At 64.4% G+C, this 13,316-nt stretch carries 12 protein-coding genes and 1 tRNA gene; 6 read left to right on the top strand and 7 right to left on the bottom strand.

Annotated features, from left to right (window positions below):
• Positions 1-7: 7 nt before the first annotated feature.
• A complete protein-coding gene (locus tag B5M41_RS14230) occupies positions 8-1,012 on the bottom strand; it encodes a 2-hydroxyacid dehydrogenase (protein ID WP_134647876.1) in 1,005 nt (334 codons plus the stop codon).
• Between the two features lie 195 nt (positions 1,013-1,207).
• On the opposite strand from B5M41_RS14230, the gene B5M41_RS14225 reads away from it, so the two are divergent.
• On the top strand, positions 1,208-1,732 hold the full coding sequence (locus B5M41_RS14225) for an SH3 domain-containing protein (protein ID WP_370340622.1): 525 nt from the start codon (positions 1,208-1,210) through the stop codon (positions 1,730-1,732).
• On the opposite strand, the gene B5M41_RS14220 is transcribed toward B5M41_RS14225, so the two are convergent.
• Together B5M41_RS14220 and efp are read right to left on the bottom strand one after the other, a co-directional pair.
• A complete protein-coding gene (locus B5M41_RS14220; protein WP_134647872.1) occupies positions 1,725-2,717 on the bottom strand; it encodes an adenosine kinase in 993 nt (330 codons plus the stop codon). The two genes, B5M41_RS14225 and B5M41_RS14220, sit on opposite strands and share 8 nt — an antisense overlap.
• A gap of 120 nt (positions 2,718-2,837) precedes the next feature.
• Positions 2,838-3,407 carry an elongation factor P gene (gene efp, locus B5M41_RS14215; RefSeq protein WP_134647870.1) on the bottom strand — a complete coding sequence of 190 codons (570 nt, stop codon included), beginning with the start codon at positions 3,405-3,407 and terminating at the stop codon, positions 2,838-2,840.
• Between the two features lie 163 nt (positions 3,408-3,570).
• Here efp and epmA point away from each other — a divergent pair, with 163 nt between their 5' ends.
• Positions 3,571-4,626: an EF-P lysine aminoacylase EpmA gene (gene epmA, locus B5M41_RS14210; RefSeq protein ID WP_134647868.1), complete on the top strand. Its 1,056-nt coding sequence runs from the start codon at positions 3,571-3,573 to the stop codon at positions 4,624-4,626.
• Positions 4,623-5,678, top strand: a complete 1,056-nt coding sequence (locus B5M41_RS14205) for a lysine-2,3-aminomutase-like protein (RefSeq protein WP_134647866.1) — start codon at positions 4,623-4,625, stop codon at positions 5,676-5,678. The genes epmA and B5M41_RS14205 overlap by 4 nt, the downstream gene beginning before the upstream one ends.
• 34 nt (positions 5,679-5,712) lie before the next feature.
• On the opposite strand, the gene yihA is transcribed toward B5M41_RS14205, so the two are convergent.
• The 4 genes from yihA to rpmH form a co-directional block, all read right to left on the bottom strand.
• Positions 5,713-6,366: a ribosome biogenesis GTP-binding protein YihA/YsxC gene (gene yihA / locus B5M41_RS14200; protein WP_134647864.1), complete on the bottom strand. Its 654-nt coding sequence runs from the start codon at positions 6,364-6,366 to the stop codon at positions 5,713-5,715.
• A 161-nt stretch (positions 6,367-6,527) separates the two neighbouring features.
• The gene (yidC, locus tag B5M41_RS14195; protein WP_167718913.1) at positions 6,528-8,327 is read right to left on the bottom strand and encodes a membrane protein insertase YidC; all 1,800 of its coding nucleotides are present in this window, start codon (positions 8,325-8,327) and stop codon (positions 6,528-6,530) included.
• Positions 8,327-8,719, bottom strand: coding sequence for a ribonuclease P protein component (gene rnpA, locus B5M41_RS14190; protein ID WP_134647860.1), 393 nt, complete (start codon positions 8,717-8,719; stop codon positions 8,327-8,329). The genes yidC and rnpA overlap by 1 nt, the downstream gene beginning before the upstream one ends.
• 32 nt (positions 8,720-8,751) lie before the next feature.
• The gene (gene rpmH, locus B5M41_RS14185; RefSeq protein WP_037405882.1) at positions 8,752-8,889 is read right to left on the bottom strand and encodes a 50S ribosomal protein L34; all 138 of its coding nucleotides are present in this window, start codon (positions 8,887-8,889) and stop codon (positions 8,752-8,754) included.
• Between the two features lie 424 nt (positions 8,890-9,313).
• Between rpmH and B5M41_RS14180 the strand changes: the two genes are divergently transcribed.
• The 3 genes from B5M41_RS14180 to B5M41_RS14170 all read left to right on the top strand — a co-directional run bounded on the left by B5M41_RS14180 (position 9,314) and on the right by B5M41_RS14170 (position 13,176).
• Positions 9,314-11,320: a methyl-accepting chemotaxis protein gene (locus B5M41_RS14180; protein WP_134647858.1), complete on the top strand. Its 2,007-nt coding sequence runs from the start codon at positions 9,314-9,316 to the stop codon at positions 11,318-11,320.
• A gap of 186 nt (positions 11,321-11,506) precedes the next feature.
• Entirely contained in the window at positions 11,507-12,976 is a 1,470-nt protein-coding gene (locus B5M41_RS14175; RefSeq protein ID WP_134647856.1) for a sensor histidine kinase, read from the top strand.
• Positions 12,977-13,099: 123 nt separating this feature from the next.
• Positions 13,100-13,176, top strand: a tRNA-Arg gene (locus B5M41_RS14170).
• Positions 13,177-13,316: the final 140 nt, after the last annotated feature.

The raw sequence follows: 13,316 nt of genomic DNA, 5'->3' as shown, positions 1-13,316 counted from the left end.
CCACCCGCTACACCCGCCCCGGCAGCACGCGATCGGGCGGGCGATGGCCGTCGAAGAAGGTGCGGATGTTGATCACGACCTTCTCGCCCATGTCGACACGGCCTTCGATGGTCGCCGAACTCATATGCGGCAGGAGGACGACTTTACCTTCCGCCGCCAGCTTCAGAAGCTTCGGATTGACCGATGGCTCGTTTTCGAACACGTCGAGACCGGCGCCGGCGATCTTGCCCTCGCGCAGGCACTTGATCAGCGCCGTCTCGTCGATGATGCCGCCGCGCGCCGTGTTGACGATGTAGCTCGTCGGCTGCATCAGCTCGAGCCGGCGGGCCGAAAGCAGGTGATAGGTCGCGGGCGTCGACGGGCAGTTGACCGAGACGATATCGACGCGCGCCAGCATCTGGTCGAGGCTGTCCCAGTAGGTCGCCTCCAGCGCGTCTTCCGTGTCGGGGCGCACGCGGTGGCGGTTGTGGTAGTGGATGGAGAGGCCGAAGGCCTTGGCGCGCTTGGCGACGGCCGTGCCGATGCGGCCCATGCCGACGATGCCGAGGCGCTTGCCCCAGATGCGCCGGCCGAGCATCCAGGTCGGCGACCAGCCGGCCCATTCGCCCTTGCGGTCCGTCAGGATGCGCGCACCTTCGGCCAGGCGCCGGGGTGCCGCCAGGATGAGCGCCATCGTCATGTCGGCGGTGTCCTCGGTCAGTACGTTCGGCGTGTTGGTGACCGTGATGCCGCGCCTTGCGGCCGCTTCCACGTCGACATTGTCGACGCCGTTCGAAAAGCAGGCGATGAGCTTCAGCTGCGGGCCCGCCTGCTCGATGAGGGCCGCATCGATCCGGTCGCCCAGCGTGGGAACGAGAACATCCGCGCTTTTGACGGCCGCGACCAGCTCGGGCTGGCTGCGCGGCGTGTCGTCGATGTTGAGTTCCGCGTCGAACAGCTCGCGCATCCGTGTCTCCACCACCTCGGGAAGGCGGCGGGTGATATAGACCTTCGGTTTTTTCTTCTGGGTCATGGGATGTTCCGGCGTCCTGTTGACGGGTCCTTAACCAAGTTGGGCAAGGATTGCTTCATCAGGGGCATTTTCTACCAGACCCGGTCGCGAAGACAATCCGCTCAGGAAGCGGTCCCCGCGATTTGCCGCCGCGTGCCGGTTCTGCAGCCCGATGCCCTCCTCTGTTCGTGCGGATTTGCCATGCGTAACCTTGTCATGCGTTTCAGCCTCGCCGCCCTCGCGGGCATCCTCGTTTCCGTCGCCGGCCTCCAGTCTGCCCATGCGCAGGCGGCCAAGGGGCCGAGCGGCCTGCCGCTGCCGCGCTTCGTGAGCCTCAAGGCCAAGAGCGTCAACCTGCGCGTCGGCCCCAGCGTCGACTACGCCGTCGCCTGGCGCTATATGAAGTCAGGCGTGCCTGTGGAGATCATCCAGGAATACGATAACTGGCGCCGCATCCGCGATGCCGATGGCACGGAAGGCTGGGTGAACCAGGCGCTGCTGTCGGGCGAGCGCACCGCCGTCACCGCGCCGTGGATGCGCGGCAAGGGCGACGATGTGTTCGTCAACATGCGCCGCGAAGCGCTGCCCAATGCCACGATCGTCGCGAAGATCCAGCCCGGCGTCGTCGTGAAGGTCGGCGAGTGCAACGGCGACTGGTGCCGTGCCGAGGCGGAAGGCGCCGCCGGATGGGTCTCGCAGAACGAGATCTGGGGCGCCTATCCGGGCGAAGCCTTCAAGTAAGGCTGGCCTTGCGGGCTTCTTCCGCCAGCGACAGCAGCGGGCGGGGCCCGATCTGCTGGATGACGAGCCCGGCGGCAAGGCTGCCGAGCCTGCCGCAATCGGCAAGCGAGCGGCCGGCCGTGTAGCCATAGAGGAAACCCGCGGCATAGAGATCGCCCGCGCCCGTCGTGTCGACCACGCTCGGGATATCGATCGCGTCCACCTTGGTGCGCTCGCCCTTCGACAGGATGATGGAGCCGTCCTCGCTCATGGTCACCGCGGCGAGCCGGCAGTCCTCGGCTATGCGCGTCAGCGCCTCTTCGAAATCCTCGGTCTCGTAGAGCGCAAGCGCCTCGGCCTTGTTGGCGAAGACGATGTCGACGGTGCCCGAGCGCATGAGTTCGAGGAACTCGCCGCGATAGCGGTGGACGCAGAAGCTGTCGGACAGCGTCATGGAGACTTCGCGGCCATGGGCATGCGCGATGCGGGCGCATTCGCGGATCGCATCCTTGGCGCGTGGCGGATCCCAGAGATAGCCCTCGAAATAGGTGACCTTCGCCTCGGCGACGACCTGCTCTTCCACATCATCGGGCCCAAGCTCCACGCAGGCGCCGAGATAGGTGTTCATCGAGCGCTCGCCGTCCGGCGTGACGAAGATCATCGAACGCGCGGTCGGCGGCGTCTTGGCGAGCGGCTTCGTTTCGAAGTGCACGCCCTGGGCGCGAATGTCGTGAATGAAGATGTCGCCCAGCTGGTCGTTGGCGACCTTCCCGAAATAGGCGGCCCTGCCGCCGAAGCTGGCAACGCCCGAGGCCGTGTTGCCGGCGCTGCCGCCGGAGGCTTCCAGTGCCGGTCCCATGCGCGAATAGAGCAGTTCGGCCCGCTCGGCGTCGATGAGATTCATCGCGCCCTTGATGATGCCATTGTCCGTGATGAAGTTCTCGTCGCAGCGCGCGATGATGTCGACGATGGCATTGCCGACCGTCAGCACGTCGAATTTGGTCATGCGGGAATCCCGTCTTCGTTGTGAGAGCCGGAATCGGGTCTTACCGGATTTTCCGGAAGTTGAAAGCAAAAAGGCCGCCACACCGTTTCCGGCGGGCGGCCTTTTTCTGAAAGAGACCGGTCAGTCCTTCGCGCGTTCCACGTAGGAACCGTCTTCGGTGGCGATGACGACGCGGGTGCCGGCCGTGATATGCGGCGGCACGAGCGTGCGGACGCCGTTCGACAGAATCGCCGGCTTGTAGGAGGACGACGCCGTCTGGCCCTTCACGACCGGCTCGGTTTCGGTGATCTCGAGCGTGACGTGGCGCGGCAGGTCGATGGCGATGGCAACGCCTTCATGCACCGAAAGCACGACCGTCATGCCTTCCTGGAGATAGGCCTTGAGGTCGCCGATATCTTCGACCGACATGGTCAGCTGGTCGTAGGTTTCCGGGTTCATGAAGTGGTAGCCGTCGCCGTCCTCATAGAGGAAGTTGTGCTCGCGGTCCTCGACGAAGGCGCGCTCGACCTGCTCGGTCGTGCGATAGCGTTCGGAGACCTTCACGCCGTCGGAGATGCGGCGCATGTCGACCTGCGTGACCGGCGTGCCCTTGCCCGGGTGGAAATTCTGCGCCGTCAGCACGACATAGAGCTTGCCGTCGACGTCGAGCACATTGCCCTTACGGACGGAAGAAGCGATGATCTTTACCATAAGTCTTCCTTGTAACTGAATGGACCGCGTCGTAGAGGACCGTCGCACGACGTCTTCCCCGAACGCCGGAAAAAGCGTTTTCGGGGCCGCAACTATCCTATATTCCGGCAAAACACCAGTCTCCGCCGCCGTCTGGTCCGAAGAAACCTGTCATGGAAACGCCATGAACCTGAAGCCATCGCCCTGGTGGACGCCCGATGTCCATGCCGATCGCCGGCCGTTCCTGCTGGCGCGAAACCGTATCCAGGCGGCGTTGCGCGGCTGGTTTGCGACGCGCGACTTCATCGAGGTCGATACGGCGACATTGCAGGTCTCGCCGGGAAACGAGGCGCATCTGCACGCCTTTGCGACAGCCGCGATCGGTCATTCCGGCGAGAAAACGCCGCTTTACCTGCACACCTCCCCGGAATTCGCCTGCAAGAAGCTGCTGGCAGCAGGTGAACGGCGCATTGCCTGCTTTGCCCACGTCTATCGCAACCGGGAGCGGGGACCGTTGCATCACCCGGAATTCACCATGCTGGAATGGTATCGCGCCGGCGAGACCTATGACGTGCTGATGGAGGATTGCGGCGCGCTTCTGAAGCTTGCGGCAGAGGTGGCAGGTGTGCCGCAACTCACCTATCGCGGCGCGACCTGCGACCCCGGTCTCGCGCCCGAGCGGCTGACGGTGGCCGATGCCTTCCGGCGCCATGCCGGTATCGATCTCCTCGCCACCATCGACCCTGATGGCGCGACCGGCCGGCAAAAGCTTGCCGCGGCCATGCGGGCCGCCGGGCTGCGCGTTGCCGAAGACGATACCTGGGCGGACCTGTTCAGCCGTGTGCTGGTGGAGAAGGTGGAACCAGGGCTCGGTTTCGGCCGCGCCACGATCCTTTGCGAGTATCCCGTCGCCGAAGCGGCGCTCGCCCGTCCCGCCCCGCATGACCGGCGCGTGGCCGAGCGGTTCGAACTCTATGCCTGCGGCGTGGAACTGGCCAATGCCTTCGGGGAATTGACGGACGCCGCGGAGCAGCGCCGCCGCTTCGAACTGGAAATGGCGGAAAAGGCCCGCGTCTACGGCGAGACCTACCCGCTCGACGAGGATTTCCTCGCCGCGCTCGCCATCATGCCGGAGGCGAGCGGCATCGCGCTCGGCTTCGACCGTCTCGTCATGCTGGCCACGGGTGCCCAGCGCATCGACCAGGTGATCTGGGCCCCGGTTGCGGAGACGGTACAGTGACGGCGGCACGCAGCCTGACGACGATCGCCGAGCTCGCCGACGCCGGCCTCGTGCCCGAAGCGAAACGAGCCGATGCGGCGGCCGTCGCCGAACGGTATGCGGTCGCGGTCACGCCCGCGCTCGTCGGCCTGATCGATGCCGACGATCCCTCGGATCCGATCGCGCGCCAGTTCGTGCCTGATGCCGCCGAGCTCGTCACTCTGCCGGAGGAACGCGCCGATCCCATCGGCGATCTCGCGCACAGCCCCGTCGAGGGCATCGTGCATCGGTACCCGGATCGCGTTCTGCTCAAGGCGGTGCATGTCTGCCCGGTCTATTGCCGCTTCTGCTTCCGTCGCGAGATGGTCGGGCCGGAAGGCCTCGGCACGCTCTCGGCCAAGGCGCTGGACGCGGCCATCGCCTATATCGCCGAACGGCCGGAGATATGGGAAGTGATCCTGACGGGCGGGGATCCGCTCGTGCTCTCCCCGCGGCGCCTCCAGGCCATCATGGAGCGGTTGGGGGCGATCGCGCATGTGAAAATCGTGCGCTTCCACACCCGCGTGCCGGTCGTCGATCCCGCCCGTATCGATGCCGCGCTCATCGATGCGCTGAAGGCCTCGGGCAAGACGACCTATGTCGCGCTTCACGCCAATCATCCGCGCGAATTCACGGCGGATGCCTGCGCCGCCATCGCCCGCATCGTCGATGCCGGCATGGTCATGATCAGCCAGACGGTGCTGCTGAAAGGCGTCAACGACGATGCCGATGTGCTGGCGGCGCTGATGCGCACCTTCGTCGAGAACCGGGTCAAACCCTATTATCTGCATCACCCGGACCTTGCGCCGGGCACCGCGCATTTCCGCCTGACGCTTGCCGAGGGCAGGGCGCTGGTCGAGAGCCTGCGCGGCCGTGTTTCCGGTCTCTGCCAGCCGGCCTACATCCTCGATATACCCGGCGGGCACGGCAAGGTGCGTGCGGATTCCATGGCGGTGGAGGCGGCGGACGACGGCTGCTTCCGCCTGCGGGATTTCCGCGGCGACGTGCACGCCTATCCGCCGAAGGCGGACTGAGGCGCGCAGGTCGGGGACGCGCAGGCCGGGTCGATCAGCGGGCGATCGCCGTCAGGATGGCGTTGCGCAGATCGTCGAGCCCGCGGCTCTTCTCCGACGATGTCGCCAGCACGTCCGGATAGGCGGCCGGGTGCTTCAGGATCTTCTGCCGGGTCTCCTCGATGAGTCGTGGCACGCCGGCATCCTTGATCTTGTCCGTCTTGGTCAGCACGATCTGGTAGGAGACGGCGGCCTTGTCGAGCAGGGCGAAGACTTCCTCGTCATTCTTCTTGACGCCGTGGCGGCTGTCGATCAGCACATAGACGCGCTTGAGCGTGGAGCGGCCGCGCAGATAGTCGAAGACGAGCTTGGTCCAGGCGTCCACCTGTTCCTTGGGCGCCTGCGCATAGCCGTAGCCGGGCATGTCGACGAGCGCCATCGGCGGCAGGTCGTCGTCCGCACCGGAAAAGCCGTCGGGCACGAAATAGTTGAGTTCCTGCGTGCGGCCGGGCGTGTTCGAGGTGCGCGCGAGCCCCTTGTGGCCGACGAGCGCATTGATCAGCGACGACTTGCCGACATTCGAGCGGCCGGCAAACGCGATCTCCGGCGGCCCCTCCGGCGGCAGGAATTTCATGGCCGGCACGCCGCGGATGAAGATCCACGGACGTCCGAAGAGGGGCTTTTCGCCGGGCGTCGTCGTCTCGGTCATTGCGTCCTGCCTTTGTCTCAGGCCCTCCGCTTCCCGGTTTTGGCAGCGAATGTCAAGCGCGGCGCTGTCGGCTCAACGCGATGCCGAGCGATGGCAGCGGTGCCGTGGCAAAAGAAAACCCGGCGCGAGGCCGGGTTTTTTAATCGTCGGCTGACCTGTCGTCAGGATGGTTTCGGTTTCTTCCCGAACAGGCTCTTGAGATTGTCGAACAGCTCGATCTTCACACCCTGGCGCTTCATGATGATCGCCTGCTGGATGATCGAAAGCGTGTTGTTCCAGGCCCAGTAGATCACGAGGCCGGCCGGGAAGGTCGCCAGCATGAAGGTGAAGACCAGCGGCATCCAGGTGAAGATCATTGCCTGGGTCGGATCCGGCGGCGTCGGGTTCATGCGCATCTGCAGGAACATGGTGATGCCCATGATGATCGGCCACACGCCGATCATCAGCATGTGCGGCACCGCGAACGGCAGCAGGCCGAACAGGTTGAAGATCGAGGTCGGATCGGGCGCGGACAGGTCCTGGATCCAGCCGAAGAACGGTGCGTGCCGCATCTCGATGGTCACGTAGATGACCTTGTAGAGCGCGAAGAACACCGGGATCTGCAAGAGGATCGGCCAGCAGCCGGCCAGCGGGTTGATCTTCTCTTCCTTGTAGAGCTGCATCATGGCCTGTTGCAGCGCCATGCGGTCGTCGCCGTGCTTGGCCTTCAGCTCCTCCATCTTCGGCTGCATCTTCTTCATGTTCGCCATGGAAGCGTACTGCTTGTTGGCGAGCGGGAAGAACAGGCCCTTCACGACGATCGTGGTGATGAGGATCGCGATGCCGAAATTGCCGAAGTAGCGGAAGAAGAAGTCCATCAGCTGGAACATCGGCTTGGTGAAGAACCAGAACCAGCCCCAGTCGATCATCAGGTCGAACTGCGGGATCGCATAGGTCTTCTCGTACTGGTCGATGATCGGCACTTCCTTGGCGCCGCCGAAGAACAGGTTCTTGACTTCGACCGTCTGGCCCGGCGCGACGGTGATGTCGTCCTGGCGATAATCCGCCTGGTAGCGCGAACGGCCGTCGGTGAAGTGCGAGAAGCGCGTCTCATAGGGCGTGGCCTGCGGCGGAACGAGCGCCGTCGCCCAGTACTTGTCGGTGATGCCGAGCCAGCCGCCGGTCGCCTTGCCGGGCGTGACGGTCGTGTTGTCCTCGGTCTTGCTGTACTTCACTTCCTGCAGGCCGAGCTCGCCGAGCACGCCGATGAAGCCTTCGTGCAGCACGTAGACCGACGGGTCGGTCGGCTTGAAGAAGCGCGTCGAGCGGCCGTAGGGCGACAGCGCGATGGGCGCATCCGTGCGGTTCTCGATGCTGTCGGTGATGGTGAACATGTAATGTTCGTCGACCGAGACGGTGCGGGCGAAGGTAACGCCCTTGTCGTTGGTGAAGGTCAGCTTCACCGGGGTCGTCTGCGTCAGCTTGCCGGTGCCGTCCTGCGTCCACACCGTCTGGGGACCCGGAACCGTGCCGGTCGCATCGCTGCCGACATAGCCGATTTCGGCAAAGTAGCCGTGTTCGGTTTCGGCCGGGCTGAGCAGGGTGATGATCGGGCTCGACTTGTCGACCGTCTCGTGGAATTCCTTGAGCTTCAGGTCGTCGAAGCGTGCGCCCGTCAGGTTGATGGAGCCGGCAAGCGCGGGCGTGTCGATCTCGATGCGCGCGGATTTCGCAAGCGCCGTGTCACGCGCCTCGGTGGCCGTGCCCGTCGCGGTCGCACCGGGCAGCGTCCCGCTCGTGCTCACCGCAGGCGTCGTGCCGTCGGCCGTCGTCGTTGTCTGCTGCTGGGTCTGGGCAGCCTGCTGGGCTTCCAGCGCGGCGCGATCCTTTTCCAGCTTCGGGTTCACATACAGGAACTGCCAGGCGACGAGGATCAGCACGGACAGTGCGATCGCCACGAAATAATTGCGGTTCTTTTCCATCACTCTTTCCCGGGAGCAGCTGAGGATTGCTGCCGCTTCTGTTTCTTACCTGTTGCGATCCGGTCTTTCAGGCTCGCTTCGAGGGTTTTGAAGGGCGCGTGCAACACGTCCCGTCTGGCGACAACCACATAGTCGTGTCCGGGCTCCATTGCAAACCCGGCGGATAGCCGCACCGCCTCCTTGAGGCGGCGGCGCATGCGATTGCGCTCGACGGCATTGCCATGCTTCTTCGTAACGGTGAAGCCGACGCGGGGCGCTTCCTCCGGCATCTGCCGGTCGCGTACTTCCAGAAGGAACAGCGGTCCCTTGCGGCGCTCGCCCTCGCGCACAAAAAGAAACTGCGGACGGCTTTTCAGCCGTCCGACAGTGGATTTTCCAACAGTTTTCGTCATATGCCCGTCGCCTCTGTTCGGGCAGGCACGGCTTAAGCCGAGAGACGAGCGCGACCGCGTGCGCGGCGAGCGGAGAGGACCTTGCGGCCGCCCTTCGTTGCCATGCGGGCACGGAAGCCATGACGACGCTTGCGGACAAGCTTGGAGGGTTGGTAGGTACGCTTGGACATTTATTTAATACCGCGGTGTGCGGCCCTTCTTGGGTTTGCGTTTTAGCAAGCAGCGTTTCTGTCCGGCAACGGTTATCCCCTCACGGGAAGCCGAGCTTTCCGAACGTGGGCGGCTTATAAGGGCAAAAACGGTCGAAAGTCAATTGTGGCCCTGCGGGAGAGCGGCGGATCACAATCGTTAATGTCCTTTCCCTCAAGGGTTGTGCAATTCCGGCGCGTTAACGCTTTCGCCGGCGTGAAACGAGCGGCATGAGATGAAATCAGCGGCCATTCTTCTTCGATATTCGCTCCGTGAAGGCGCGTATGCCCAACATCCGGGGGATTTTCATAAAAATCTAATTAACCTTTGAAATTTACATTTTGCCCCGAGGGGGTGAGCTGGATCGTGCCATCTTGCCGTACCGCTTACCTAGTGGAGCATGACGTGAAAATTCGGGGAAAAATCTATCTCATCGTGGGCGTGATGGGGCTCATTTCTGTACTCGTCGGCGGCATCGCCGTTCATGTCGTGTCAGAGTACAGCGCAAAGCTCGAGCGCTACCAGAACGCCTCGGACCGGGCCTTTCTCGGCGAGCATCTGAACCGCCAGGTCACCGCCGTGGTGATGGAAGCCCGTGGCATCTACGCCTCCAAGGACAGCGAGAATGCGAAGAAGTTCGCCGACGGCATCAGCAAGGAGCTCGATGGCATCGACAAGACGCTGAACGACTGGCGCCCGCTGGTGCCGGAATCGCAGAAGGCGGCCTTCGACGCGGTCGTGGCCCGTGCCGCCGAATTCCGCACCTTCCGCTCGGAAACGGCACGCCTTGGTACGCAGGTTTCACCCGTTGCTGCCAACGAGCAGGGCAACAACGAGAGCAACCGCGCAAACCGCAAGGCGTTCCAGCAGGAAATCGACGCCGTCGTCGAAACCGATAACGCCAATCTGAGCGCGATCAAAAGCGACGTCGCCGCATTCGAAACGCTCATGCTCACCCTGGTTCTGGGAACGATCGGCGTCGGCCTGGCCGTGGGTGGCGGCGCAGCCTTCTACATTGCGACCAACGAATTGAGCCGGCCGATCCAGAAGGTCACGGACACGATGAACCGCCTTGCGGGCGGCGACCTCGCGACGGAAGTGCCCTATGCGGGCCGTCAGGACGAGATCGGCGAAATGGCCGCAGCAGTCGCCGTCTTCCGCCAGAACGCGATTACCGTGCGCGATCTCAATGCGCAGGAGCAGGTTCTGCGCGAGAAGAGCGCCGACCTCCAGTCCTCCATCGCCACCGTCGTCCATGCCGCCGCGGCCGGTGACTTTTCCTCGCGCATCGGCAAGGATTACGACAACGACGACCTCAACCGCTTCGCAGGCAGCGTCAACGAACTGGTCGCCAGCGTCGAGGAAGGCATTGCCGAAACCCGCCGCGTCATCGGCGCGCTGGCCGAGGGCGATCTCACGCAGACCATGAGCGGCAGTTTCCGCGGCGCCTTCGCCGAACTGCAGCAAAACGTCAACACGACACTCGCCACGCTCCAGCGCACGATGCGCGAGGTGCGGTCGTCCACCGATGCGATCAACGCCAATTCCGGCGAGTTGCGCACCGCATCCGACGATCTGTCCAAGCGCACCGAGCAGCAGGCCGCAGCCCTTGAGGAAACCTCCGCCGCGCTCGACGAGATCACCGTCGCCGTGAAGAACTCGACGGACCAGGCGGGCGAGGCGAGCCGCATGGTCGCCGAGGCGACCCAGAGCGCCAAGCAGTCCGGCACCATCGTGCGCAACGCCATCGATGCCATGGGGCGTATCGAGCAGGCTTCGTCCGAGATCAGCCAGATCATCTCCGTGATCGACGAGATCGCCTTCCAGACCAACCTGCTGGCGCTCAATGCCGGCGTCGAGGCTGCCCGCGCGGGCGAGGCCGGCAAGGGCTTCGCTGTGGTCGCGCAGGAAGTGCGCGAACTCGCACAGCGTGCCGCCAGCGCCGCGAAGGACATCAAGGGGCTGATCACCAAGTCCTCCGACGAGGTGTCGGTCGGCGTCAAATACGTGCAGGAGACGGGTGCCGCGCTGACCGACATCGAGGGCCGCGTCGTGACCATCAACGATCGCATCCACTCCATCGCCACCGCCGCCCGCGAGCAGGCGACCGGCCTTCAGGAAGTCAGCACCGCCATCAACCAGATGGACCAGGTCACCCAGCACAACGCCGCCATGGTCGAGGAGACCTCGGCTGCGACCCACAAGCTCAAGGCGGAAGCCGATGGCCTCGCCGACCTGGTCGCCCGCTTCCGCACGGGCGACGCGATGCCGCGCATTGCCATTGCCCGCACGGAGACGCGCCCGGTCGAATCACCGGCCCGCCGCATGATGGGCAATGTTGCCCGCGCCTTCGGCGGCGGCGCCGCGGCCACGTCGGCCGCCGCGGTCCAGGAGAACTGGGAAGAGTTCTGATCAACGGCGCGCGCGCCTGAAAATAGAGCGCGGCGGTCGCGAGATCGCCGCGTTTTCCGTTGCCCTGCGCTCCGTTGGAAAAATTGCCGCAATCTCCTATAATTGGCTGGTGGTCGTTATCGAGAACGCACCGCCGAGCGGTGCGTGTTTTGGGCGCATCATGTGGCCGGGCCCGGGAGTTGAGACATGGTGGACAGAGACGGGACGCCGTCCTTGGCCGAGATGCCGGTGCCGAAAGTCGGTTTCCTGTCGGGGCTTTCCGGCAGGCTTCTCCTCGTCACGGCGATTTTCGTGCTGATCGCGGAAATCCTGATCTTCGTGCCGTCGGTCGCCAATATGCGGCTGATGTGGCTGCGTGACCGCCTGAACACTGCGGCGGCCGCCAGCGTCGTCATCGAAGGGTTGCCCGATCAGGAACTGCCGCGCTCCGTGCAGCAGGAGACGCTGATGGCGACGGGTGCCAAGGCGATCGTGCTGAAGAAGGCCGATGCCTCGCGCATGGTCGCTGCGGTCGAGATGCCGCCGACGGTCGATGAGCAATATGACCTCTCGGATGTCTCGACGCCGGCCGCTGTCTACGATGCCTTCGATACGCTGCTTTTCGGCGGCGACCGCGTCATCCGCGTCTACGGCCCGGTTGGCGAGACGACCACGCGCATCGAGCTGCTGCTCGAAGATGGCGCCCTGCGCCGCGCCATGCTGCGCTATGCGCGCAACGTCTTCTTCCTCTCTCTGTTCATTTCGCTCGTCACGGCCGCCCCGATCTTCTTCGCGCTCAACCGCCTGCTGATCCGCCCGGTGCGCGGCATGACGGCCAATATCCGCGAATTCGCCGCCGATCCGTCCAATCCCGCCCGCGTCCTGCGCCCATCGGGCGGGCGCGACGAGATCGCCGTCGCAGGCATCCATCTGGCGGCCATGCAGCAGACCCTGCAGCGCACGCTGAAAGAACAGAAGAACCTCGCGGATCTCGGCCTCGCGGTCTCGAAGATCAACCACGATATGCGCAACATCCTCTCCTCCGCGCAGCTGATGTCCGACCGCCTGTCGGATGTCGACGATCCCGTGGTCAAGCGCGTCGCGCCAAAACTTCTGCGCAGCATCGACCGCGCCGTCGGCTACACGAACGAGGTCATGTCCTATGGCCGCATGCGCGAGCCGGAGCCGCGCCGCCGATTCGTTTCGCTGCGGCCGCTGGTGCAGGAGGTCTCCGAAGTGCTGGCTCTGGACACGCGCGGAGATATCGATTTCGTCGTAGAGGTCGAGCCCGCCCTTCAGGTGGATGCGGATGGTGAGCAGCTCTTCCGCGTCATCCACAATCTCTGCCGCAACGCGGTGGAAGCGCTGTCGCAGGAGATCGCTGCGGAGCGACGGACCGTCATCGTGACGGGCATCCGCACCGGCAGCGTCGTGTCCATCGCCATCGAGGACAACGGGCCCGGCATGCCGCAGAAGGCGCGGGAGAACCTGTTCACGGCCTTCCGCGGCTCCGCCCGCTCCGGCGGGACGGGGCTGGGGCTGGCGATCGCGCGTGAGCTCGTGCTGGCGCATGGCGGCACCATCGCGCTTGTGGAAAAGGTCACGCCGGGCACGCTTTTCCGCATCGAGCTTCCCGATCGCCCCGTCCCGCTGGATGCCTTCCGCCACCGCGCCTGACCGCGTCGGCACAGGGCGCCGCAATGAAAAAAATACATTTTTCTCCGAAAGGCGCTTGCAATAACCCGAAGCACCCTTTAGAGAACCGCCTCGCAGCCGGGCAATACGCCCGCCACTGCCAGCGCACCCGTAGCTCAGCTGGATAGAGCACCAGACTACGAATCTGGGGGTCAGGAGTTCGAATCTCTTCGGGTGCGCCATTCTTCAATCCACATTCTGCAATTCGCTGATAGTCACGCGCCCCTGCCGCGGTCGTGAGCCATTTTTGCCGTGACCGATATGTCACGGGGGCGGTTCCTCGCGCGGCTGTGATCGTGCCCCGGCGCGGCTTCTCTTCAAA

Origin of the sequence: Shinella sumterensis (genome assembly GCF_004514425.2) — a bacterium.
In the GTDB taxonomy this organism is placed as follows: Bacteria; Pseudomonadota; Alphaproteobacteria; order Rhizobiales; family Rhizobiaceae; genus Shinella; species Shinella sumterensis.
Note: the sequence above shows the minus strand (reverse complement) of the source record. Positions and strands in the feature narration are given on the sequence as shown.